The 22,800-nt window shown below is 68.7% G+C and carries 21 protein-coding genes; 5 read left to right on the top strand and 16 right to left on the bottom strand.

Annotated elements, in window-relative coordinates:
* Positions 1 to 151 precede the first annotated feature (151 nt).
* The 10 genes from BOX37_RS30950 to BOX37_RS30905 form a co-directional block, all read right to left on the bottom strand.
* The gene (locus tag BOX37_RS30950) at positions 152 to 556 is read right to left on the bottom strand and encodes a response regulator transcription factor (protein ID WP_071930697.1); all 405 of its coding nucleotides are present in this window, start codon (positions 554 to 556) and stop codon (positions 152 to 154) included.
* Positions 531 to 1,649 carry a sensor histidine kinase gene (locus tag BOX37_RS30945; RefSeq protein ID WP_071930696.1) on the bottom strand — a complete coding sequence of 373 codons (1,119 nt, stop codon included), beginning with the start codon at positions 1,647 to 1,649 and terminating at the stop codon, positions 531 to 533. The genes BOX37_RS30950 and BOX37_RS30945 overlap by 26 nt, the downstream gene beginning before the upstream one ends.
* Complete coding sequence (locus tag BOX37_RS30940) at positions 1,613 to 2,536, bottom strand: serine hydrolase domain-containing protein (RefSeq protein WP_071930695.1); 924 nt, start codon at positions 2,534 to 2,536, stop codon at positions 1,613 to 1,615. Before BOX37_RS30940 ends, BOX37_RS30945 begins: the two co-directional genes overlap by 37 nt.
* A 191-nt stretch (positions 2,537 to 2,727) precedes the next feature.
* Positions 2,728 to 4,362: a phosphomethylpyrimidine synthase ThiC gene (gene thiC, locus BOX37_RS30935; RefSeq protein ID WP_071930694.1), complete on the bottom strand. Its 1,635-nt coding sequence runs from the start codon at positions 4,360 to 4,362 to the stop codon at positions 2,728 to 2,730.
* Between the two features lie 175 nt (positions 4,363 to 4,537).
* Positions 4,538 to 6,805 carry an MMPL family transporter gene (locus BOX37_RS30930; protein WP_071930693.1) on the bottom strand — a complete coding sequence of 756 codons (2,268 nt, stop codon included), beginning with the start codon at positions 6,803 to 6,805 and terminating at the stop codon, positions 4,538 to 4,540.
* A 215-nt stretch (positions 6,806 to 7,020) separates the two neighbouring features.
* Complete coding sequence (gene fahA / locus BOX37_RS30925; RefSeq protein WP_071930692.1) at positions 7,021 to 8,214, bottom strand: fumarylacetoacetase; 1,194 nt, start codon at positions 8,212 to 8,214, stop codon at positions 7,021 to 7,023.
* Positions 8,215 to 8,251: 37 nt separating this feature from the next.
* Entirely contained in the window at positions 8,252 to 9,451 is a 1,200-nt protein-coding gene (locus BOX37_RS30920) for a homogentisate 1,2-dioxygenase (RefSeq protein ID WP_071930691.1), read from the bottom strand.
* Positions 9,452 to 9,516: 65 nt separating this feature from the next.
* The gene (locus tag BOX37_RS30915; RefSeq protein ID WP_071932027.1) at positions 9,517 to 10,332 is read right to left on the bottom strand and encodes an exodeoxyribonuclease III; all 816 of its coding nucleotides are present in this window, start codon (positions 10,330 to 10,332) and stop codon (positions 9,517 to 9,519) included.
* Between the two features lie 145 nt (positions 10,333 to 10,477).
* Positions 10,478 to 11,425, bottom strand: a complete 948-nt coding sequence (locus BOX37_RS30910; protein ID WP_167660013.1) for an N-acetylglutamate synthase, CG3035 family — start codon at positions 11,423 to 11,425, stop codon at positions 10,478 to 10,480.
* A 156-nt stretch (positions 11,426 to 11,581) separates the two neighbouring features.
* Entirely contained in the window at positions 11,582 to 12,169 is a 588-nt protein-coding gene (locus BOX37_RS30905; protein WP_071930689.1) for a peptide deformylase, read from the bottom strand.
* A gap of 180 nt (positions 12,170 to 12,349) precedes the next feature.
* On the opposite strand from BOX37_RS30905, the gene BOX37_RS30900 reads away from it, so the two are divergent.
* The 5 genes from BOX37_RS30900 (at position 12,350) to BOX37_RS30880 (ending at position 16,686) form a co-directional block, all read left to right on the top strand.
* Complete coding sequence (locus tag BOX37_RS30900) at positions 12,350 to 12,685, top strand: DUF3263 domain-containing protein (protein ID WP_071930688.1); 336 nt, start codon at positions 12,350 to 12,352, stop codon at positions 12,683 to 12,685.
* Between the two features lie 114 nt (positions 12,686 to 12,799).
* Positions 12,800 to 13,354 carry a LytR C-terminal domain-containing protein gene (locus tag BOX37_RS30895; RefSeq protein WP_071930687.1) on the top strand — a complete coding sequence of 185 codons (555 nt, stop codon included), beginning with the start codon at positions 12,800 to 12,802 and terminating at the stop codon, positions 13,352 to 13,354.
* An 86-nt stretch (positions 13,355 to 13,440) separates the two neighbouring features.
* Positions 13,441 to 14,115, top strand: a complete 675-nt coding sequence (gene sodC / locus BOX37_RS30890) for a superoxide dismutase[Cu-Zn] (RefSeq protein ID WP_071930686.1) — start codon at positions 13,441 to 13,443, stop codon at positions 14,113 to 14,115.
* A gap of 10 nt (positions 14,116 to 14,125) precedes the next feature.
* Entirely contained in the window at positions 14,126 to 15,268 is a 1,143-nt protein-coding gene (locus BOX37_RS30885) for a glutamate--cysteine ligase (protein ID WP_071930685.1), read from the top strand.
* A gap of 50 nt (positions 15,269 to 15,318) precedes the next feature.
* A complete protein-coding gene (locus BOX37_RS30880; RefSeq protein ID WP_084760413.1) occupies positions 15,319 to 16,686 on the top strand; it encodes a phosphatase PAP2 family protein in 1,368 nt (455 codons plus the stop codon).
* A 164-nt stretch (positions 16,687 to 16,850) separates the two neighbouring features.
* On the opposite strand, the gene mnhG is transcribed toward BOX37_RS30880, so the two are convergent.
* Genes mnhG through BOX37_RS30850 form a run of 6 tightly spaced genes read right to left on the bottom strand, consistent with a single transcriptional unit; the run spans position 16,851 to position 22,790 of the window.
* Positions 16,851 to 17,153 carry a monovalent cation/H(+) antiporter subunit G gene (gene mnhG, locus BOX37_RS30875; protein WP_071930684.1) on the bottom strand — a complete coding sequence of 101 codons (303 nt, stop codon included), beginning with the start codon at positions 17,151 to 17,153 and terminating at the stop codon, positions 16,851 to 16,853.
* Positions 17,150 to 17,410 (bottom strand): monovalent cation/H+ antiporter complex subunit F, encoded by a 261-nt coding sequence (locus BOX37_RS30870; protein WP_071930683.1) that lies wholly within the window; start codon positions 17,408 to 17,410, stop codon positions 17,150 to 17,152. The genes mnhG and BOX37_RS30870 overlap by 4 nt, the downstream gene beginning before the upstream one ends.
* Entirely contained in the window at positions 17,407 to 17,970 is a 564-nt protein-coding gene (locus BOX37_RS30865) for a Na+/H+ antiporter subunit E (protein ID WP_071930682.1), read from the bottom strand. The genes BOX37_RS30870 and BOX37_RS30865 overlap by 4 nt, the downstream gene beginning before the upstream one ends.
* Positions 17,967 to 19,565, bottom strand: coding sequence for a Na+/H+ antiporter subunit D (locus tag BOX37_RS30860; protein WP_071930681.1), 1,599 nt, complete (start codon positions 19,563 to 19,565; stop codon positions 17,967 to 17,969). The genes BOX37_RS30865 and BOX37_RS30860 overlap by 4 nt, the downstream gene beginning before the upstream one ends.
* Positions 19,562 to 19,945 carry a Na(+)/H(+) antiporter subunit C gene (locus BOX37_RS30855; protein ID WP_071930680.1) on the bottom strand — a complete coding sequence of 128 codons (384 nt, stop codon included), beginning with the start codon at positions 19,943 to 19,945 and terminating at the stop codon, positions 19,562 to 19,564. Before BOX37_RS30855 ends, BOX37_RS30860 begins: the two co-directional genes overlap by 4 nt.
* Before the next feature lie 55 nt (positions 19,946 to 20,000).
* Entirely contained in the window at positions 20,001 to 22,790 is a 2,790-nt protein-coding gene (locus BOX37_RS30850) for a Na+/H+ antiporter subunit A (protein ID WP_071930679.1), read from the bottom strand.
* Positions 22,791 to 22,800 lie beyond the last annotated feature (10 nt).

The following is a 22,800-nucleotide window of genomic DNA, read 5'->3' as shown; positions in this document are numbered from 1 at the left end:
CCGCCCACCGACCCCGGCCCCATGGGCGGGATGTTGGACCGTTGATCACCACGCTCTGCGGTAAGTATCGGCCGAGTGGCGGCGCCACCAGAGCGTGGTGATCAACGGTCCAGGTCGGGCTGGTACCCGGGCGACCCGACGCCGGTGCGCGCTACGAGTCGGAGAGGCCAGCTTCGTGGGCGAGGATGGCGGCTTGGACTCGATTGCGCAGCGCGAGGCGCCGCAGGATGGTGCTGACGTGGGCTTTCACCGTGGCTTCGGCGAGGAAGAGTTCGGTGGCGATGTCCTGGTTCGACAATCCTCGGCCAACGCGGGCGACCACCGCGATCTCGGGTGCCGCCGTACGCAATTCGGCGGCCGCCGCGAGACCGTCCAACCGGGGCATGCGCACATCCATCAGTACGACATCGGGCCGATGCGCCAACGCGGACTCCACCGCCGCATGCCCGTCCGCCGCCTCGGCGACGACCTCGATCCCCGGATCGGTACCGAGAATCGCCCGAATCCCCGCGCGGATCATGGCCTCGTCGTCAGCGAGCAGCACCCGGATGGTCATCGCTGCACCTCCTCCAGTGGGAACTGCGCCCGCACCACGAATGCCCCCTCCTCGACCCCCGCCGACAAGCTCCCACCCACGAGCCGGGCCTGTTCGCGCAGCCCCGCCAGTCCACTGCCGGCGGCGCTGTCGCACGCATTCGGTGCGCCGCCACCGCTCTGCGACGTGGGCGCCCGGCAATCCGTGCCGAGGTCGTGGCGTGGGTCGCCGGGGCCGGTCGGGGCGACGGCCCTCGCCTCATCGGCTGCCGGGATCGTGGGGCGGTTGGGTCGGTGGCGGCTGGATAGAACGCCACGCTCCTGAGCAGGGCGTCGTCGGCGATGGAGTGGGTCGCCGGATTGGCGACGGTAACGATGGCCGCGGTGGGTGTCGCGCCGAGCGCGACCGTGATCGGTGCACCAGGGGCAGGTCGGGCCGCGTTGGTGAGTGACTCCTGGACCACGCGATAGATCGCCCGATCGATCAAGGGCGGCAATGGTTTCCACGGTTCAGAGCGTTTGAGGCACACGGCCATCCCCGCGGCCTCGGCGCGCTCCACCAGCGCGGTGACCGATTCGTCGTGAGGCAGGTTCGGTGCGGATCCGGTGTCGCGCAGTACCGCGACGGTGCCGCGGAGGCGATCCGTGGCCATCACCGCGGATTCGCGAAGTCGCTGTGCGGCAGCCTGATACGTGCTGGGGAGATCTGGGGACAGTTCGAGAGCCCCGGCCTGCACGGCGATAAGCGCCAGTTCGTGGCCGAGGGAGTCGTGCATCTCGGCGGCGATGCGGGTCCGTTCACGCAGGGTGACCCGTTCGGCGATCAACGCCTGCTCCTGTTCGAGCTGAGCGACCCGATCCTGGCCCGCGGCGATCAGCGCGAGTACCCCCTCGGTCCACTGCCTGCCACCGCCGGGAATCTCGGGGTCCTCGCCTCGGCTCAGCGCCACCAGACCGCTGAGAATTTCGTAGGTGTCGTCATGGAGCGCGGCGCTGTTGGTGAGCACGGCGAAGCCGTAGCCGCTGGTGGGGTCGACGGCGGCGGCTGCGGTGTAGGTGAACAAGTTCCCGGAGTGGGTCAGCAGCGGGCCGCGTCGGCGGGTTCGAGCCCCCACCCCATCCCGTAATCACGCACCGGCGACGGCGTGTGCATGACGGTCAGGTTCTCCTCCGTCACCCGCTGCGGACCGCTGCCGGTCTGGCTGATCAGCCAGCGACCCCTGTCGGCAGCGGGGGTGATCACCCCGGCACTGCCACTCGCATCGAGAAGGCCCGGCAGTTCCCTCCGCGTGATCCACCGGCCGAACAGTGAATTGAAGCCCTGGGCAGGGTGGAGGGTTTCGTCACCGAGTGCGCTCTCGCTCATACCGAGTTGCGCGAAGATCCGCTCCCGTAGATAGTCACCGAACTCGCGCCCACTCACGACCTCGACCAGCCGCGCGGCCAGGTTGTAGTTGACATTGCTGTAGGCCCATCGAGTCCCGGGTTCGGCGGCGAGACGCGCGGTACGCAGCGTCGCGACGTACTGCTCGAGCGAGTCCACCGACTCGGTGGCGCGAATGTCGACGGTCGAATCGGCCAGCCCAGAAGTCTGATTCAGCAGGTGCCGCACGGTGATCCGATCCGAGCGCGAATCCCCGGTCCGAAAATCGGGAAGCTGTTCGACGACCGGCCGGTCGAGGTCGATCACCCCGTCCTCCACCGCGATCATCACCGCCATTGCCGTGAATGCCTTGGTCAACGAGGCCACCCGCATCGGCGTCCGCTCCGTCACCGCCGCCCCCGCCGAGTCGCGTCCGTACCCACCCGCGTGCACCACCTCGCCCCGGTGCGTGATCACCGCCGACACCCCGGGCAATCCCGTGGACTCGACTGCTCGCTCGAGGAAATCATCGAAGACCGAGGCGGACACCATCTCTCGCGTCGGCGCGGCCTGTCCCGTGGCCGCCGTCCCGAGGCCGATCCCGGCCATCCCCGCCACCACCATCGCTCTGATTCGCATGAGCCCAAGCTATGGTCGCCACGCTCCCCACCGAATCCGCCGATCGGAGCCGCCACCCCCGACGAAAGTCGATCGTCGCCCGAACAGCCCGAAGCCGAGTTGGGCGTTCGATCACCAGGCTCTGGTGCACGCGTCGGCCAAGAGGCCACCGCCACCCGAGCCTGGTGATCAACGGTCCAGGATGTCGACTGTCAGGAGACGACGGGCAGGTAGACCTGGCTGCCGTGGTCGGCGAATTCGGCGGACTTCTCGGCCATGCCCGCTTCGATGGCGGCCACGTCGGTGAGGCCCTGCTTTTCCGCGTACTCGCGCACGTCGGCGGAGATGCGCATGGAGCAGAACTTGGGGCCGCACATGGAGCAGAAGTGGGCGGTCTTGGCGGGTTCGGCGGGCAGGGTTTCGTCGTGGTATTCGCGGGCGGTGTCGGGGTCCAGCGACAAGGCGAACTGGTCGTGCCAGCGGAATTCGAAACGGGCCTTGGACAATTCGTTGTCGCGGTCCTGGGCGTGCGGGTGGCCCTTGGCGAGGTCGGCGGCGTGGGCGGCGATCTTGTAGGTGATCACGCCGACCTTGACGTCGTCGCGGTTGGGTAGGCCCAGATGCTCCTTGGGGGTGACGTAGCAGAGCATGGCGGTCCCGGCCTGGGCGATGATCGCGGCGCCGATGGCTGAGGTGATGTGGTCGTAGGCGGGCGCGATGTCAGTGGCGAGCGGGCCGAGGGTGTAGAACGGTGCCTCCTCACACAGTTCCTCCTCGAGCCGCACGTTCTCGACGATCTTGTGCATCGGCACGTGACCGGGGCCTTCGATCATCACCTGTACGCCAAAGGATTTCGCGATCTTGGTCAGTTCGCCGAGCGTGCGCAGTTCGGCGAACTGGGCTTCGTCGTTGGCGTCGGCGATGGAGCCGGGACGCAGGCCGTCACCGAGGGAGAAGGTGACGTCGTAGCGCGCCAGGATCTCGCACAGTTCCCGAAAGTGCGTGTACAGGAACGATTCCTGGTGGTGGGCCAGGCACCACGCGGCCATGATGGACCCGCCGCGCGAAACGATGCCGGTGACGCGCTTGGCGGTCAACGGGATGTAGCGCAGCAGCACGCCCGCGTGCACGGTCATGTAGTCGACACCCTGCTCGCACTGCTCGATCACGGTGTCGCGGTACATCTCCCAGGTGAGTTTGGTGGGATCACCGTTCACCTTCTCGAGAGCCTGGTATATCGGCACGGTGCCGATCGGGACCGGAGAGTTGCGCAGGATCCATTCGCGCGTCTCGTGGATGTTCTTACCGGTGGACAGATCCATGATGGTGTCGGCGCCCCAGCGCGAGGCCCACACCATCTTCTCGACCTCCTCGGCGATCGAGGACGACACCGCCGAGTTGCCGATATTGGCATTGATCTTCACCAGGAACTTCTTGCCGATGATGGTCGGCTCGAGTTCTGGATGCCTGTGGTTGGCCGGAATCACCGCGCGACCGGCGGCGACCTCCTCGCGCACCAGTTCGGCGGAGACGCCCTCGCGGGCCGCGATGAAGCGCATCTCGTCGGTGATGATGCCCTGGCGCGCCCAGTGCAGCTGGGTGCGCGGGCCGTCGACTTCCGGTGTGGTCCACTCGTCGCGCAGCTTCGGCAGCCCGGCCTCGAGATCGATCACCGCGTTGTCGTCGGTGTACGGGCCGGAGGTGTCGAAGACGTCGAACGTGTCGCCGTTGGTCAGGTTGATCCGGCGCACGGGAATCCGCAGGCCGTCGACCTCTTTGTAGTGCTTGACGCTGCCCTGGATCGGACCCGTGGTGACGGACTCGACCGAAGATATGGCTGTGCCCATGCTGTTTCCTCCCTACGCCGGCATTACCCGGTCAGGTTCATACGGTCGACGGCCCTGATCGCCCGAAAATGGGCTAGCCGTCCTCTCAGCCCGCTGGTGCGAGCCCCCGTTGGCGTGTGAAATTGTCCAGCCCGACCATACCTGCCCGCCCGGACAGCACCGGGCGGGCGGACGGCTACACCGACGCCTTGTCCAGCCGTGGCGGCTCGGCAGCTGCTGGTGCGGGGGTCGGATCGTCGTTCTCGTGCAGCCCGAACCTGTTGTGCAACACCACCAGTGGTTTGGGTGCCCACCAGTTCCAGCGGCCCATCATGCGCATCAGCGCGGGTGCGAGCAGTCCGCGGATGACGGTCGCGTCGCTGATCACCGCCAAGGCGCAGCCGAGACCGAACAGCTTCATCATCGACACACCGGAGGTGGCGACCCCGAGGAACACCACGCTCATCAGCAGCGCGGCGGCGGTGAAGATGCGTCCGGTGCGCGCCACGCCCATCGCGACGGCCTCGGTATTGCCCTCGGTGGTCTTGGGTCCGGCCAGCCATTCCTCGCGGATGCGCGAGAGCAGGAACACCTCGTAATCCATCGAGGCGCCGAAGGCCAGCGCGAACATGAGAATGGGCATGGCCAGGTTGAGCGTGCCGGTGGCGGTGAAGCCGAGCAGCCCTGCCAGGTTGCCCTCCTGGAAGATCCACACCATCGCGCCGAAGGTCGCCGCCAGCGACAACATGTTGAGCACGAGCGCCTTCACCGGCAGCACCACACTGCCGGTGAACAGGAACAGCAGAATCAGCGTGGCGACCGCGATGAGCGCACCGGCCAGCGGCAGCTTGCCGGTGATCGCGGTGACCGAGTCCTGGTTCAGCGCGGCCGGGCCGGTGACCAGGACATCCGAGGGCGCGGGAACAGCGCGCAGCGCTTCGAGCTGGGCGCGGCCCGCGTCGGAGTACGGATCGAGCCGGGTGCCGACAGAGAGATAGGCCCCGGCCTGCGGGTCCGACATCTCGGGGACTCCGGCGGCCACTCGCAGCCCGCCGCTGTACACCGCCTCGCTGCTGAGCACGGCGGGCACCTCTGGCACGGTGGACAGCTCGCGCGCGTAGGCGTCCAATTCAGCTGGGGCACCGTCGAACTCGGGCAGCACGATGGTCGCGCTCGAGGCGAGGTCGGCGTCGAACTCGGTGCGCAGGATGTCACCGACCGAGCGGCTGGCCACGTCGGTGGGCAGCGAGCGGTCGTCGGGGTAGCCGAACTGCACGCCGAGGAACGGCGAGCCGAGCAGCAGCAGGAACGCGGTGGTCGCCAGCGCGACCGGCAGCGGTCGCTTCATCACCGCGGTCACCAGCCGGTACCAGAACGTCTGCTGCGGCAGCTTCTCGCGCGGCGGCGGCCGCCGCAACAGCTTGCGCAGCGGGGCGCGCAGGTCCAGCGCGTTGATCCGGTCACCGACCAGGATGAGCAGCGCGGGCAGCACGATCACCGCCGCGGCGGTGGCGGCCGCGACCACGGCGATGCCCGCGTAGGCGAAGGACTTGAAGAAGTACTGCGGGAACACCAGCAGGGCCGACAGCGACAGCGCCACCACCAGCGCCGAGTAGACCACCGTGCGCCCCGCGGTCTGGATCGAGCGGATCACCGCCGCCGTCGGGGTGGCGCCGCCCGCGAGTTCCTCCCGGTACCGGCTGACGATGAACAGGCTGTAGTCGATCGCCAGCGCCAGCCCGAGCGCGGTGGTCATGTTCAGCGCGAAGATCGACACATCGGTCACCATGGTCAGCACCCGCAGGATGCCGAGGGCCGCCGCGATGGCGAACAAGCCGATCGCCACCGGCAGCGCGGCCGCCACGACGCTGCCGAACACCAGGGCGAGCAGCAGTCCGGTGATCGGAATGGCGATGGCCTCGGCCAGGATCAGATCCTTGCTGATCTGAGTGTTGATATCGGAGAAGGCGGCGGCGAGACCACCGGCCTTGATCGTGACCGGCCCGTCCTCGACCTGCAGTTCCTCGCTCAGCTTGCCCGCACGATCCGGCAGCTCGGCGTCATCGCCCTCGATGCTGGCCAGGATCAGCGCCCGCTGCCCGTCCTCGCTGCGCAGCGCCTGTTTGAGGTCGGGCCGAGCGGTCCAGTACGACTGCACCCCGCTCACGTCGGGATCGGCGTCGAGCTTGGCGACCACGGCATCGGCGGCGGCGCGCGCGGCGGGGGAGTCGGGGCCGCCCTCGGCGGTGACCGCGAGGACGTAGTTCGGCTCGCTGCCGGGAAAGTGCTCGCTCAGATACAGGCTGGCCTGGACCGATTCGAGATCCTCGGTGACGAACCCGCCCGACTTCATGTGCGAATGCACGGTGGCGCCGATCGCGCCGCACAGCACCATCAGCAACAGCGCGACCGCGACCACCAGGCGTGGGCGGCCCACGGCGGCGCGGGCGATTCTCGTCAACATCGTCGCGGACTCTCTCCTCGGTGAAACCTCGGAGGTCACCGTAGCCTGTGGGCAAAGCGGGTCGACACCGCCTGTGGGTGGAGCCACGGGCCGGACAATCTCCGCCCGTCGGTGGATTCGGACGGCTGGCTGTGCACTATCGGGAAGCTGTGCGCCGATATCGCCGGAAATTCCCGAAAGTGCCCGCGCGGTGCGGGCGGCTGTGGTGAAGGGGGTCAGCGGGCGGGCAGGATCAGGCCGCCGACCTCGCCGAGGCCGATGGGCCGGCCCGCGGTACCGGGGGCGGTGGCGGTGATCCGCACGCGGTCGCCGTCGGCGAGGAAAGCGCGGATCTCCCCGCCGACGGTGACCGGTTGTGTTCCGCCCCAGGACAGTTCGATGAACGAGCCGCGCTGGTCGGGCGCCGGTCCCGAGATGGTGCCCGAGGCGTAGAGGTCGCCGGGGCGCACCGACGCGCCGTTGGCGGTGAGATGGGCGAGCATCTGCGCCGGGGACCAGTACATGCGCGCGTACGGCGGGTGGGCGACGACCTCGTCGTTCCAGCGGACGGTCAGGTCGATGTCGAGGCCGTGGTCGTCGGAACCGCGCAGGTAGGGCAGCGGTGCCGGGGTCTGGGTCGGCAGTGGGACGCGGGCGTCGGCGAGCGCGTCCAGTGGGGTGATCCAGGCCGAGAGCGAGGTGGTGAACGACTTGCCGAGGAAGGGGCCGAGCGGCTGATACTCCCAGGCTTGGATGTCGCGGGCGGACCAGTCGTTGACCAGACCGACGCCGAAGACGTGCTCGGTGAACTCGTCGACGGTCACCGGCACGCCGAGAACCGAACCCGTGCCGACCACGAAGCCCAGTTCCGCTTCGATGTCCAAGCTGCGCGACGGCCCGAAATCCGTTGCACCGGAATCTGTTCGGCGCTGTCCCTTCGGCCGGACCACCGGAGTGTCCGAGACGACGACGGTGCCGGCCCGGCCGTGATATCCCACCGGCAGGTGTCGCCAATTCGGCAGCAGCGGTTCAGTGTCCGGTCGGAACAGCCTGCCGAGATTGGTGGCGTGATCGATGCTGGCGTAAAAGTCGACGTAGTCACCGATCCGAATCGGCAGCTTCATACGCACCGCGTGCAGTGGATGTTGCGCGTGGACCGGTAGCGCGGTCTCGGCGAGTTCGCGCACGCGGTCGCGGACCTCGCGCCACCGGGTCGGACCGGTGGCGAGAAGGGCGTTGAGGTCGGCGCGGAAGAATATCGGATCATCGAGCAGCGCGGCGAGATCGAGCACGGTGTCGCCCAGCCGGGCCCCGACCCGGTACCCACCCGCTGCCGGCGCGAAAACGCCGTACGGCAGGTTCTCCGGCCCGAACAGCGAGTCCTCGGGAATCGCGACTCGACTCGCCCCGCCCCGCCCGCCGCCGGTCATCGGCTGCGCTCGCTGCCGGAGCGCACTGCGCGGCAACTCATCCGAAGCCCGGCCCACGGCCCGACCACGTCCACGCGTACGCGGGGTCTTCACAGGCCAGCGCCCCCTCGCCGAGCTGCAACGGCCGGAAGGTATCCACCATCACCGCCAGTTCGTCGAAGAACTCCGCACCGACACTGCGTTCGTAGGCACCCGGTTGCGGGCCGTGCGCGTACCCTCCCGGATGCACCGACACCGACCCCTGCGCGATCCCGGAACCCTTGCGCGCCGCGTAGTCTCCGCCGCAATAGAACATGATCTCGTCGGAATCCACATTGGAGTGGTAGTACGGAACTGGAATCGACTGCGGGTGATAGTCGACCTTGCGCGGCACGAAATTGCAGATCACGAAATTGGTGGCCTCGAACGCCTGATGCACCGGCGGCGGCTGATGCACGCGCCCGGTGATCGGTTCGAAATCGGCGATGTCGAAGGTGAACGGATACAGGCAGCCGTCCCAGCCGACGACATCGAATGGGTGCGTCGCGTAGACCATCCTGGTGCCGACCACCTCCGCGCCCGCCCGGTGCTTGACCAGCACCTCGACATCGGAACCCTCGGCCACCAGCACCTCGGTCGGGCCGTGGATATCGCGCTCGCAATAGGGCGAATTCTCCAGTAGCTGACCGAATTTCGACAGATACCGCTTCGGCGGGGTGATGTGGCTCGACGCCTCGATGACATAGGCCCGCACCGGTTCCTCCCCGGTGGGCAGCCAGCGATGGGTGGTCGACCTCGGCATGAGCAGTTGGTCGCCCTTGCGCACCGGTAGCGCGCCGAACACGCTCTCCACCACGGCCGCACCGGATTCCACGTACACCAGCTCGTCGCCGATCGCATTGCGGTACAGCGGCGAGGCGGCCTCGGCGACCACATACGAGATCCGCACATCGGCATTGGCCAGCAGCAGCCTGCGCCCGGTCACCGGATCGGTGGCAGCCGGGGTGTCGCCGGGAAACAGCTCGGGCAGACGCAGGTGGCGGTGGCGCAGTGGATGATTCGGTGTCGTCGACTGGTCGGGCAGTTCCCAGACGGTCGCGTCCACGATCGCCGGGGGCAGCGCGCGGTGATAGAGCAACGAGGAGTCCCCGGAGAACCCCTCCTCGCCCATCAACTCTTCGTAGTAGAGGCCGCCGCGCTCGTCCCGATGCTGTGTGTGCCGCTTCGGCGGCACCGCTCCCATCGACCGATAGAACATGAGCACACCTCCCGCATCGTCGCAGGCCGGAAAGGTCCTGCTCCCACGGTACCGCTCGGGGCAGGTCAGTCGGTGAATTCGGCGATCACCGGGGCGTGGTCGCTGGCGCCCTTGCCCTTGCGTTCCTCCCGGTCGACGCAGGCGTCGGTGACCTGGTCGGCGAGGGCGGGGGAGGCGAGGATGTAGTCGATGCGCATGCCCTCCTTGCGGGGGAAACGCAGCTGGGTGTAGTCCCAGTAGGTGTAGACGCCGGGGCCGGGTGCGAACGGACGCAGCACATCGCGGAAGCCGGTGTCGAGCATGGCCGCGAAGGCGGCGCGTTCGGGCTCGGAGGTGTGGGTCTTGCCCTCGAAGAACTCCGGGGACCAGACGTCGTCGTCGGTGGGGGCGATGTTCCAGTCGCCGACCAGGGCGATCTTGGCGGCGGGGTCGTTGGTGAGCCAGTTGGTCGCGTTGTCGCGCAGGGCCGAGAGCCAGTCGAGCTTGTAGGCGTAGTGCGGGTCGGCCAGGGCCCGGCCGTTGGGGACATAGAGGCTCCACACCCGGACCCCACCGCAGGTCGCGCCGATCGCCCGCGACTCCACCACCGGCGAAGCGATCAACGACTCACCCGCGTTCTTGTCGAAACCCGGCTGCCCGGAGAAGGCGGTCTCCACATCGGTGAGCCCCACCCTGGACACGAGGGCGACACCGTTCCACTGATTGAGCCCGACATGAGCGACCTCGTACCCGGCCTCGTCGAACCGCTCGAAGGGGAACTGGTCGTCACGGCACTTGGTCTCCTGTAGCGCCAGCACGTCGATGTCGTGGCGGTCCAGGAATTCGATCGCCCGATCGACGCGGGAGCGGATCGAATTGACGTTCCAGGTGGCGAGACGCACGGTCGCGTGTCCTTTCATAGGGTTCATCGGTGTTCCCTGTCGGCTCCAGGCTGACCGGAGGGTGCGGCGAAGAAGTGCCAGCGGGGAGGAGGAGCCGGGCCACAGAGCCGAGAACAGCGGCGCCGACCGTATTCGACACCGCGATTCAATGCTGCGGCGCGGCGTAGCGGTAGGAGTGGTGTTCCAGGAAGCCCAGGTCGCGGTACAGAGCGAGAGCGGCGGCATTGCCGACCTCCACCTGAACATAGGCGTGGGTCGCGCCGTGCTCGGCGCCCCAGCGGATCAATTCGGCGCACACCAGCGAGGCGAGGCCGTTGCGGCGGTGGGCGGCCGCGACCGCGACGCAGGTGAGGCCGACCCAGCGCCTGCCGTCGGGTGCGGTGGTCACCGCGCCGCGCCCGATGGCCAACGGCTCGGGCAGCCCGAGCGAGGCGAAACCGAGCGCACCGTCCAGCACCGAGGTGAGGACGGCTCGGTCCGGCACGCGGACACCGGGGTCGACCGGGATCTCGCCGCGGTAGCGGTGGGCCGTGAGCCAGCCGTCATCGGGCTCGGGGGCCACCCGCACCATCGACGGGCCTTGCGGCAGCACGAAATTCGCGACATCGAGCCCGAGTACGACGGTCTCGCTCCAGGTGTTCCACCCCGGCGGGACCGGGGCGAGCCGGTCGGGCAATTGCAGGAGCAGGGGCAGCCCGCGGTCGGTGTACCAGTCGGCGATCCGGCGCATCGTCTCGATCGACAGCACAGCGGGCACACCCGATTCTCCCAGCGGCACCGCCGAATTCGCGCGCCCGGTATATCCGTTCCCGGCCCGGACCAGCCAGCCGTCGATCCACAGGTGCGCGCTGCCCGGCCACGCCGCCGCGGCCGCCGTTTCCAGCGACCGGATCTCCTTGGTTCGAATCGGCCTCGGGCCCAACGCTTTCAGCGCCACCACCCGATCCGCCGCGACCTCGACCAGCTCGCCCTCGGCGGTCCGCACCGAGGGCGGAGACAGCGACACCAGCTCACCGATCACATCGGTGAGCGGCTGTGGATAACCCTCCGGCAGCTGATACCGCATCACCACGCGGCGACCGAGGGGAATCATCGTTGCCGAGGGAACAGGCCGAGGACCCGCGGCGCCGGTCGCCATGGTTCTCGGCCGCCTCGATCTGGACTGACCAGAGGGTGCGACGAAGGAGTGCCCGGCGGGAGGGAAGATCGAGGGAACAGGCCGAGAACGCGCGGCGCCAGCCGCCATGATTCAGTCATTGCCGAAGGGGTCGGGGACGGTGCCGGGGATCCAGCTCAGACCCGGTGTGCCCCACCCGTTGCGCTTGATCGCCTTCTTCGCGGCGCGGGCATTGCGCCCGATCAGCACGTCGACGTAGAGGAAGCCGTCGAGGTGGCCGACCTCGTGCTGCAGCATCCTGGCGAAGAAGCCGGTGCCCTCGATGTCGACCGGTTCGCCGTGCTCGTCGGTCCCGGTGACCCTGGCCCAGTCCGCGCGCCCGGTGGGGAACTGCTCGCCCGGCACGGACAGGCAGCCCTCCTCGTCGTCGTCGGGATCGGGCATGGTCTCGGGGATCGCCGAGGTCTCCAGGACCGGGTTCACCACAGTCCCCCTGCGTCGGATCGGCGTGCCCGCGGCGTCGAAATCGGGGCAGTCGTAGACGAACAGCCGCTTGCCGACGCCGACCTGGTTGGCCGCCAGGCCGACACCCTTGGACTCGGCGAGGGTGTCGTACATGTCCGCGATCAGCTCGGCCAGCTCCGCGGGCGACTCCGTCACCGTGGCAGTGCGGTTGTGGAGGACGGGGTCACCGACGATCACGATCGGGAGAATTGCCATGGGCGCCATTATCGCCGCATCCGCCGGTGGTCGAGCGCCGACCCCTGTGGCCTGCGACACGCTACTGGCCCGCAGCCAACACGCCGGGACATCGGTCGGACGATCCGCCCGCCGCGTGGTTCAATGATCCGCGACGTGCAAGCGTCATTTTCATCTCGTGATACTCGGCGAGGGAGCAAGATGGACGGCGCAGCGGCTCGGCACATCTCCGCGATCCAAGACGGTTCACCAGCGGGCGAGCAGGCCTCGGTCATCGACGAGACGACCGGCCTGAGTCGGCGTGAGCTCGATATCCTGGACTTCGAACGCAAATGGTGGAAGTACGCGGGCGCCAAGGAAGACGCGATCCGCGAACTGTTCGCCATGTCGGCCACCCGCTACTACCAGGTGCTCAACGCGGTCGTCGACAAGGACGAAGCGCTGGCGGCCGACCCCATGTTGGTCAAACGGTTGCGCAGGCTGCGGGCGAGCAGGCAGAAAGCGCGTGCCGCGCGCCGACTCGGTTTCCAGGTCTGAGTGCTCGATGGCGCCCCGCATCGGCCCTACGTGGTCACGCAAGCCACCGACCCCGGGTCTCGGGTTCGCGTCGCGGACAGTCACCGAACCGTCGATGCGACTAGGGTTGCGCGGGTGAGCAACCCGAATCCCACCCCCGGCGGCCCCCCGCTGCGCGCGCTGGCGATGGTGTTGATCGCCCTGGCCATCGTTTTCGCCGGGCTGGGTGCGATGTCGTTGTCGAACTCCGGCGCCGATGCCTCGGACGCGGCCGAGCAGACCGAGACCACCACCAGCGCGGTCGCGCAGGCGCCGGTCACCACAACGGCCGTGCCGACCACCACCGAGGTCGCCGAGCCCACGACGACCACCGTCGAGCCGACCACGACCACCCCGACCACCACCCCGGCCGTCGCCGTCGATCAGGCGGTGCCGGTGCGCGTGCTGAACAACAGCCTGGTCGTCGGCTTGGCCGCCCGCACCGCGAGCGAACTGGGCGCGGCGGGCTGGAGCAATGTCAGCACCGGCAACTACAGCGGTTCGAACCTGACCGCCACCACCGTGTTCTACGGCAGCGGCGCGGGTGACCGGGCCGCAGCCACCGAGATCGCCGAGCAGGTCGGCGGGACGGTCGTGCCCAAGTCCGGTGACACCTCGCCGGGCGTCGTGGTGGTACTGACCGGTAGCTGAGTCGCGGTACTCGGTGCCGGGACCGTCGACCTCGCTGTGGCATCATCTTCACCGGTACAGCCCTGTCCACGAAGGAGAGTTCCCCGATGGCCTCGTCGACCACTCGTCGTCCGTCCTGGCGCACTGTCACCCCGGTGCTCGCAGTCGCCGCGTTCGGGCTCGCCGCCTGCACGAGCAGTCAGGAATCGAGTGACGTCGCGGGGACCACGCCGCCGGTGTGGACCAGCTCGCCCGCACCCGCGGGCGAAGCGGGCGGACACGGCTCGACCCCGGGCGGCCGCGAGGGCGACGATCACGGCGCCTCCGCGGAGGCGCTCGAGGTCGAACTGAAAGACGGCGCGGGCGCCGATGTCGGCACCGCGACCATCATCGCCGAGGGCAACCACCTGGTGGTCACCGTCGAGGCACAGGGCCTGACCCCCGGCTTCCACGGCCTGCACTTCCACCAGAACGGCACCTGTGAGGGCGATTTCACCTCCGCCGGTGGCCACCTGCAGGTCGGCGCCGCCGACGCGCATCCCTCCAGCGGTGACCTCACCTCGCTGCAGGTCGGCGCGGACGGCACCGCCAAACTGGTCACCCGGACCGACACCGTCACCCTCGACCAGGTCGAAGGCAAGTCGCTGATCGTGCACTCCGGCGCCGACAACTTCGGCAACATCCCGCCTCGCTACACCCGCGAGGGCGGCACCGGTCCGGACGAGACCACGCTGTCCACCGGTGACGCCGGTTCGCGGGTGGCCTGCGGCGTGGTCGGTTAGCGAGACGCGCATGGCCGGGGTAATCCAATCGGTACCTTTCAGCGGTTCACCCCGGCCTACCATCGGCATCGAATGGGAGATCGCGCTCGTCGACAAGGTGACGCGCGATCTGTCCAACACCGCCTCGACGGTGTTCGACGCCGTCGGTGAGCGGCGGGCCCACGACGGCACCCCGCAGGTCACCAAGGAGCTGCTGCGCAACACCGTCGAATTGGTGACCGGGGTCCACGACACGGTCGGCGGGGCGGTGGAGGATCTGCGCGGCACCATGGACGCGGTGCGGCGCGCGGCCGATCCGCTCGGTGTCGACCTGTTCTGCGCGGGCACCCATCCGTTCGCGCCGTGGTCGGCCCAACAGCTCACCCGCTCACCGCATTACGACGAGCTGATCGAGCGCACCCAGTGGTGGGGCCGCCAGATGCTGATCTGGGGCGTGCACGTGCACGTGGGAGTCTCACACCGGGACAAGGTCTTCCCGATCCTGAACTCGCTGCTGCTGTCGTATCCGCATCTGCTCGCGCTCTCGGCGTCCTCGCCGATGTGGTCCGGCGACGACACCGGCTACGCCAGCAATCGCGCGCTGATGTTCCAGCAGTTGCCGACCGCCGGACTGCCCTTCCAGTTCGAGAACTGGCGTCAGTTCGAGGGTTTCGTGCACGACCAGCTCAAAACCGGTGTGTTCGAACAACTCGGTGGCATGCACTGGGACATCCGGCCCGCGCCCAAGTGGGGCACCATCGAGATCCGGGTCTGCGACGGATTGTCCAGCCGGGCCGAGCTGGCCTCGGTGGCCGCGCTGATCCACTGTCTCGTGGTGGATCTGGAGCAGCGACTCGACAACGGCGAGGACCTGCCGACGCTGCCGCCGTGGCACGTGCAGGAGAACAAGTGGCGGGCCGCGCGGTACGGGCTCGACGCGATCGTGATCGTCGATGATGCCTCGAATGAGCGTTTGGTCACAGACGATCTGATGGATCTGCTCACCCGATTGGAGCCGACGGCCCGGCGTCTGGGCTGCGCCGACGAATTGGCCGCAGTCGCCGAGATTCCCCGCCACGGCGCCTCCTACCAGCGGCAACGCCGAGTGGCCGCGCACTCGCAGGGTGATCTTGTCGCGGTGGTCGATTCGCTGGTGCGCGAACTGGATCAGTAGCGTTCAACCACTCGGTGAGGTGGTGTTCACCCGCCGTTTACGATGTCTGGATGCTTGTCGAACACCCGCGCGGCGTTGCGGGGGGTGCCACCCGCCGCGACCATCTGCGCGAGCCACGCGTTCTGGCGATCTCCGCGGTGTCCGCGGTGCTCGCGCTGCTGATCGGATTGCAGGTCGCCGCGTGGATCAGTGGGTTCGACGGACCGCTGGCAAGTTTGGCGCGCGACTACATCGGTACGCCCAAGTCGATGTCGGTGCCGTGGGCGGGGTTCGTGCTCGCGCTGGTCGGTGTCTCGGCGCGGCGGCGGGTGATCGCGGCGGCCGCAGCGATCGGGATCGACGCGGTGTGGGCGGCCCTGCGGCTGCTCGACGGCCAGCCGTTCGCGGTCGGCAACGGGCCGACCATCGTGCTGACCGCGCTGGTCGTGATCGCGGCCGTGCGCTGGCACGGTCGGGAACGCACCGACGCGCTGCGGGCCGCGGCGCTCGGCGTGCTGCTCGTGCTCGCCACCAAGGTCGGTGACGTGTGGTTGCACGTCACCTCGGCGGTGCATCCGGCCGTGCTCGACGAATTCCTGCTGCTGGCCGATCACGCGCTCGGTGACCCGTCGTGGGTGATGGGCCGGGTGCTCGATGTGCTCGGGCCCGAGGTGTACGCAGTGCTGCACTGGGTCTACATCGAGTTGCCGGTGGCGGCGATCGTCGTCGCGGTGTGGCAGTTGCGCCGGGTGGTCCCGACCGGGATCTGGCCCAGCCACTACCTCGTTCGCACGTTCCTGGTGCTCGGGCTGATCGGGCCGCTGTTCTATGTGCTGTTCCCGGTGGTCGGGCCGATGTTCGCCTACGGGGCGGACGGCCAGGGCTTCCAGGTGGGCGACTTCTGGCCCACCGCGTTGCCGCCGCTCGAGCACAGCCCGGCCGCCCTGCCCTTCGACGAGGTCACCCCGCGCAACTGCATGCCCTCGATGCACACCGCCTGGGCACTGGCGCTGTTTCTGCACACCCGCCGCGACATCGACGGTTCCCGCGCCCCCGCCTGGCTGCGCTGGGGCGGTGCGTTCTGGCTGGTCGCCACGATCGCCGCGACCCTGGGCTTCGGCTACCACTACGGCGTCGACCTGGTGGCCGGCGCCATTCTGTGCCTGACCGTCGAATCCGCCCTGCGCGACCCCGAACGCGGCTGGGGCGCCTTCCGTGTCCGCCTCGTCGCCTTCGGCACCGTCACCTTCGCCGGCCTCCTGCTGTCCTACCGCTACCTGGCGGTCCCGATGGCCGACTACCCCATCACCGCGGGTGCCATCGTCCTCGGCCTCCTGGCCGCGGTATCCATCGCCTTCCACACCACCTGGTTCGCCACCGCCCCGGAACCGGCGAAAGACCGCTCCGGCCTCACCACGAAATCAGCGACCGCGATCTGACTCTTCGGCGCCACGGGTGTGCACCGCGGCCGTCCGACCATTACTGTTCCGATCTCGCTCGACATCCAGCTGAACGAGCTCACACGCTGAGGGCCATTCGCCTGAACCCACGCCGCTGCGCTGGTACGCGCGCGATCGAGTCGGCGGCACCGTCGAGGACGCGGTCAGAACAGCCCGTCGCGGTGGCGTTGTTCGCGGTAGGCGGTGCGGCCGATGAGGTGGGCGACGACGGGGGCGGTGATGATGGTGAACAGGCCCGTCAGGACCAGCATCCAGACGTTGATGTCGTGCCTGATGTCGATGCCGGTACCGATGAGGATCAGCACCAGCCCGACCACCTGCGGCTTGGTCGCGGCGTGCATGCGGGTGAGGGTGTCGGGGAATCGGACGATGCCGATGGCGGCGGTGAACGCCAGGGCGCTGCCGCTGAGGATCAGGACGGCCGAGATCCATTCCCATACGCTCATCGGTCGTCCCTGACGCGGAAGCGCGAGACCGCGGCCGAGCCGAGGAACCCGACCAGCGAGAGGGCGACGATCGCCGGGATGACCGAGGTGTCGTTGCTGTAGGCGGCCCAGACCGCGAGCCCGGCGGCGGCGATGGCCATCAGCGAGTCGATGCCGACGACTCGGTCGAGGGTGCTCGGTCCGGCCAGCACCCGGTAGCTGGTGATCACCGCCGCGGCGGTGAGCAGGACGCCTGCGATGACGGCGACGACGGTCATGGGCGCACCTCCGTTTCGGGATCGCTGCGACGCCGTTCGCCCGGTCGTTCGAAGGCGTTGATCATCAGGTGTTCCAGGCGCCGGGTGATGCGATAGAAGTTCACCACCGCCTCCTCGCTGCCGACATCGAGCACGTGGACATAGACCACACATCGGGCCCGATCGACCTCGAGCGCCATCGTGCCCGGGATCAGGTTGAGCAGGTCGGTACACATCACCAGGACCAGATCGGACTGGATGCTCAGATGCACCCGCAGCACACCCGAGACCGGCGGCGGACCTGGCCGGATCGCGAACCAGGCCACCTGCAGGCTGGATTCGAGCGCGTAGTAGGTGCTGACGGCGATCAGCTGAATGAACGACAGCGGATGGAACCGCCCGGCCACCGGCACCTTCGGTAGTGGAAGCGCGAACACGACGACGAGCGCGACCAGGAGTCCACCGAGCAGGTTGGCGACGCTGGGCGGGCCCCAGAGCGCGAGCCAGACAGCGGTCAGCCAGATCACCACGCCGATCCGCAGGACGTTGTTGCGATTGACGAGATGGCGCAGGGTGGTCATCGCGGCTCCGGGGTGCCGAGAACGGCGTCGATGTAGACCGTCGGGTCGTGCAGGTCGGCGGCCGCGCGTTCGGCGAACCCGAGGGTCGGCCCGGCCAGGACCGTGAGGGCCAGGCCCGCGGTGACGAGAGCGACGGTGGACAGCACCATCAGCGCGGGCATCCGGCCGGGGTCGGTGCGGTCCTCGTAGTGCACGTAGGTCGAATCCTCCACCAGGGTCGGCGGTTTCGCCGCGGTGAGATGGCCCTCGGGCGCTTCGGCGCGCGGGCGCCAGAACGCCTTGCTCCACACCCGCGCCACCGCGTACAGGGTGAGCAGGCTGGTGATCACCGAACCGGCCACCAGCACCCAGGCCAGCACGCTGCCGTCCTCGGCGCCGGCCTCCAACAGCGCGACCTTGCCGATGAATCCCGAGAACGGTGGAATGCCACCGAGATTCAACGCTGGGACCAGGAACAGCACACCGAGCAATGGGCTCGCCGCCGCGAGCCCGCCGATTCGGCGAAGCGACACCGACCCGGCTTGTCGCTCGATCAGGCCGACGACGAGGAACAGCGCGGTCTGCACCAGGATGTGGTGGGCCACGTAGTACACCGCGCCGGTCAGTCCGGCCACGGTGGCCAGCCCGATGCCGAAGATCATGTAGCCGATGTGGCTGATCAAGGTGAACGAGAGCAGTCGGCGGATGTCGGTCTGCGCGATCGCGCCGAGGATGCCGACGACCATCGTGGCCAGGCCGCAGACCAGCAGGATGTTGCCGAATGTGCCGTCGGGGAACCACAGCGAATTCGTCCGGATGATCGCGTACACACCGACCTTGGTGAGCAGGCCCGCGAACACCGCGGTCACCGGCGCGGGCGCGGTGGGATAGGAGTCGGGCAGCCAGCTCGACAGCGGGAACACCGCCGCTTTGATGCCGAACGCCACCAGCAACACGGCGTAGCCGGCGGTGCTCGCGCCGCTGGGCGCCGCGTCCAGTCGCAGGGCCAGCTGCGCGAAGTTCAGTGTGCCGGTCGTCCCGTAGATGAGGCCGATGCCGATCAGGAAGATCATCGACGACAGCATCGAGACCATGACGTAGGCGATGCCCGCGCGGATGCGTTCCTCGGTGGCGCCGACGGTGAGCAGGACGAAAGAGGCGGCGAGCAGGATCTCGAAGCCGACGAACAGGTTGAACAGGTCGCCGGCGAGGAACGCCATCGACACCCCGGCGGTCAGCACCAGGTAGGTGGGTCGGTAGATGGAGGTCGGCTGGTTCTCGTCGCCGTCGGAGATGTTCTGTCCCGCACCGTAGATGGAGACGAGCAGCAGCACGAACGCCGAGACCAGGAGCATGCCCGCCGAGAGCCGGTCGACCACCAGGGTGATGCCGATCGGGGTGGGCCAGCCGCCGACTTGCACCGCGGTGGTGCCGTCCCGATCGACCAGGTAGAGCAGCAATCCGCTGATCACCAGCACCGTGGTCAGCGCGCTCAGCGAGATCATCGCCTGCAGGCGCGGACGACGACCGAAGACCAGGGTGAGCGCGGCCCCGAGCAGCGGGACGAGCACCGGCAGCGCGACGATGGCGGGCAGGAGATCCTGGGACAGGGTCACTGTTCGGGATCCTCCCGCTCGCGCCGGGTGGCGATGTGGGTGTCTTCGGGATCGTTGACCACGTCTTCGGTGGTGGTCAGCATGTAGGCGCGATAGGCCAGCGCGAGGATGAACGCGCCAAGGCCCATGGTGATGACGATCGCGGTGAGGATCATCGCCTGGGCCAGCGGGTCGGCGGTGTCCTCGTGCGCGGTCTCGGCGCTGCCGAGGATCGGCGGCTGGCCGTCCGGGCCGCCCATGGTGAGGATCAGCAGGTTCACCGCGTTGCTGAGCAGGAGAATGCCGAGCAACATCTTCGAGACAACGCGCTCCAGCAACAGGTAGACACCGCACGCGGTGAGCACGCCGATCGTGATCAGCAAGAACAGATTCGCTGTCATGCCCGCACCTCGCCGTCGCTCGGCTCCAGCGGGGTGGAGTTCCGCTGCCGCTCGCTCATGTCAGTTCCTTGTCCAGGCGGGCGCCGAGGCTGCGCAGGACGTCGAGAACGAGCCCGACGACGACCAGGTAGACGCCGAGGTCGAAGAACAGCGCGGTGACCAGCTTGATGTCACCGAGCACCGGCAGTGTCACCTCGAGGATCGCCGAGGACAGCGGCGGGGCGCCGAGCAGCAGCGAGACGGTGGCGGTGCCGGCGGCCAGGGTGAGTCCGGCGCCGAGCAGATGTCCGGCGTCCACCGGCAGTGCTTCGCCCAGTTCGTAGCGTCCGCCCGCCAGGTAGCGCAGCGTCAGCGCGAGGCCGGCGATCAGGCCGCCCGCGAAACCGCCGCCCGGCGCGTTGTGGCCGGAGAAGAAGAAGTACACCGACAGGACCATGATCGTGGGGAAGATCAGCCGGGTCGTGATCTGCAAGACCATCGAGCGGTCCCGGCGGTCGACCAGCCGGGCCGCGGGCAGCCAACTGATCTTGTTCGGGTCGTAGAGCGGTGACTCGGCGGCACGCGGCGCGCCGCCGAAGCGGCGACTGCGGAACACCAGCGAGGCGACACCGGTCGCGGCCACGGTGAGCACCGAGATCTCGCCCAGGGTGTCCCAGGCGCGGATGTCGACGAGCAGGACATTGACCGCGTTCTTGCCGCCGCCCAACTCGTAGGCGGCGTCGGGGATGCCCCGCCAGATCGCCTCGCCGCGACGGGCCGCGGTGGCGAACGCGGCCAGCACCGGCACGGCGACGCCGACCGCGATGGCCAGCATCGCCCGGCGCACCTTGAACGCGGTGGCCTGCCCGTCGGCGATCTCGGCGGGGAACGCGCGCAACACCAGCACGAACACCACCAGCATCAACGTCTCGACCAGGAACTGGGTCAAGGCGAGATCGGGGGCGCCGTGCAACGCGAAGATCACACCGCAGCCGTACCCGGTGACACCGACGACGAGCACGCTGGCCAAGCGGTTGCGCAGCACGGTCGCGGCCAGCGCCATCGCGATCATGATCGCGCCGATGGCGGCCTGCAGCGGGGAGTCCCACAGCCGCAACTCGACACCCTGGCGGGTGCCGACGGCGAGCAGCACCGTCGGCAACACGATCAGCGTGCCGAGGATGACAGCCTGGCTGGCGGGCAGCGAACCGGACTGGGTGCTGCCGGTGATGCGCAGCGAGAGCCGGTCCATCGCCCGCAGGGCCGCGTCGTAGTTGCGGTCGGCGTTGCCGAGGCGTGGATGCTCGGGTTCGCCGATCCGGCCGCGGATCACGAACAGCGCGAAACCGGCGGCGATGATGAACACCGTCAGCACCAGCGGCCCGTTGACGCCGTGCCACAGCGCGAGATGTTCGTCGAGTACCCCGGGCAGTGTCTTGGCGTAGGGGCTGAGCAGCCGGTCGAGCAGCGGCGCGCCCAGGCCCGCGGCCAAGCCGGCCACCGCGAGCACGGCGGGCGGGCCGAGCAGCAGCGGTCCGGGCGCGTGCCAGCTCAGGGTGTTCTCGGCGTTGGGCTTGTCGGCGAAAGCGCCCCAGACGAACCGGGCACTGTAGGCGACGGTGAACGCCGAGCCGATCGCGGCTCCGGCCACCAGCGCGACCCGTGCCGGGGTGGCCAGGTTGTCGGCCGACCACAGCGCGCCGAGCGCGGTCTCCTTGCCGACGAAGCCGAGCAGCGGCGGCAGTCCGGCCATGCTGAGCGCGGCCAGGGCCGCGATCCCGAACAGCACCGGTTCGCGTCGGCCGAGACCGGAGAGTTTGCGCAGATCTCGGGTGCCCGCGCTGTGATCGATGATGCCGACCACCATGAACAGGCAGGCCTTGAACAGGCTGTGCGCCAGCAGCAGGGTGATGCCGGCCAGCGCCGCGTAGGGGGTGCCGACAGCCATCATCGTGATCAGCAGGCCGAGCTGGCTGACGGTGCCGAACGCCAGCACCAGTTTCAGGTCGGGGACCTGCATCGCGCGCCAGCCGGCCAGCAGCAGGGTGATGATGCCCAACGGCAGCAGCATCACCTGCCAGATCGGTGTCTGCGCGAACGCGGGCGCCAGCCGGGCCACCAGGTAGACGCCCGCCTTGACCATCGCGGCGGCGTGCAGGTAGGCACTGACAGGGGTGGGCGCGGCCATCGCGCCGGGCAGCCAGAAGTGCAGTGGCACGATCGCGGATTTGCTGATCGCGCCGAGCAACACGAGCGCGATGCCGACCGAGACCGCCGTGCCGCCCGGTACCGAGTCCGCCGCGAGGACCTCCGAGAGCAGGAAGCTCTGGTATTTCAGGCCGAGGATGACGATGCCGACCAGCATCGCCAGCCCGCCGGCCCCGGTCACCAGCAGCGCCTGGATCGCCGCTCGGCGGCTGTTGGCGCGTTCGGCGTAGTGGCCGACCAGCAGGAACGACAGGACGGTCGTGATTTCCCAGAAGACGAACAGCAGCAACATGTTGTCGCTGATCACCAGGCCGAACATGGCACCGGCGAAGCCGACGAGCTCGGCGGCGAACAGCCCGAGCTTGGCCTCGTCCCGGTCGAAGTACCTACCGCAGTAGGCGAGTACGAGTGCGCCGACGCCGAGTACGAGCACCGACATCACGGCGGCGAGGGAATCGAAACGCAGGTCGATGTCCATCGAGATCTGCGGCGCCCACTGCACGTGGGTGTTTACCGTCTGGCCCCAGTGGGCAATCACCCAGCCGAGGCTGCCCAGCGGTACGAGGGCGAGCAGATAGAAAGCGTTGCGGCCCAGTGCTCGTACGCACAGCGGGGCCGCTAGTGCGGCCAGCGCGTGGCCGAGCAGTACGGAGAGCAACTCCTCCTCC

Source organism: Nocardia mangyaensis, assembly GCF_001886715.1.
Lineage (GTDB): Bacteria > Actinomycetota > Actinomycetes > Mycobacteriales > Mycobacteriaceae > Nocardia > Nocardia mangyaensis.
Note: the sequence above shows the minus strand (reverse complement) of the source record. Positions and strands in the feature narration are given on the sequence as shown.

What these genes read in the sequence shown, in the direction of transcription:
- BOX37_RS30950 (WP_071930697.1), bottom strand. Translation starts at nt 556, where the DNA reads ATGACCATCCGGGTGCTGCTCGCTGACGACGAGGCCATGATCCGCGCG.
- BOX37_RS30940 (WP_071930695.1), bottom strand. Translation starts at nt 2,536, where the DNA reads ATGCGAATCAGAGCGATGGTGGTGGCGGGGATGGCCGGGATCGGCCTC.
- thiC (WP_071930694.1), bottom strand. Translation starts at nt 4,362, where the DNA reads ATGGGCACAGCCATATCTTCGGTCGAGTCCGTCACCACGGGTCCGATC.
- BOX37_RS30930 (WP_071930693.1), bottom strand. Translation starts at nt 6,805, where the DNA reads ATGTTGACGAGAATCGCCCGCGCCGCCGTGGGCCGCCCACGCCTGGTG.
- fahA (WP_071930692.1), bottom strand. Translation starts at nt 8,214, where the DNA reads ATGACCGGCGGCGGGCGGGGCGGGGCGAGTCGAGTCGCGATTCCCGAG.
- BOX37_RS30920 (WP_071930691.1), bottom strand. Translation starts at nt 9,451, where the DNA reads ATGTTCTATCGGTCGATGGGAGCGGTGCCGCCGAAGCGGCACACACAG.
- BOX37_RS30910 (WP_167660013.1), bottom strand. Translation starts at nt 11,425, where the DNA reads ATGATTCCCCTCGGTCGCCGCGTGGTGATGCGGTATCAGCTGCCGGAG.
- BOX37_RS30905 (WP_071930689.1), bottom strand. Translation starts at nt 12,169, where the DNA reads ATGGCAATTCTCCCGATCGTGATCGTCGGTGACCCCGTCCTCCACAAC.
- BOX37_RS30900 (WP_071930688.1), top strand. Translation starts at nt 12,350, where the DNA reads ATGGACGGCGCAGCGGCTCGGCACATCTCCGCGATCCAAGACGGTTCA.
- sodC (WP_071930686.1), top strand. Translation starts at nt 13,441, where the DNA reads ATGGCCTCGTCGACCACTCGTCGTCCGTCCTGGCGCACTGTCACCCCG.
- BOX37_RS30885 (WP_071930685.1), top strand. Translation starts at nt 14,126, where the DNA reads ATGGCCGGGGTAATCCAATCGGTACCTTTCAGCGGTTCACCCCGGCCT.
- BOX37_RS30880 (WP_084760413.1), top strand. Translation starts at nt 15,319, where the DNA reads ATGCTTGTCGAACACCCGCGCGGCGTTGCGGGGGGTGCCACCCGCCGC.
- mnhG (WP_071930684.1), bottom strand. Translation starts at nt 17,153, where the DNA reads ATGAGCGTATGGGAATGGATCTCGGCCGTCCTGATCCTCAGCGGCAGC.
- BOX37_RS30870 (WP_071930683.1), bottom strand. Translation starts at nt 17,410, where the DNA reads ATGACCGTCGTCGCCGTCATCGCAGGCGTCCTGCTCACCGCCGCGGCG.
- BOX37_RS30865 (WP_071930682.1), bottom strand. Translation starts at nt 17,970, where the DNA reads ATGACCACCCTGCGCCATCTCGTCAATCGCAACAACGTCCTGCGGATC.
- BOX37_RS30855 (WP_071930680.1), bottom strand. Translation starts at nt 19,945, where the DNA reads ATGACAGCGAATCTGTTCTTGCTGATCACGATCGGCGTGCTCACCGCG.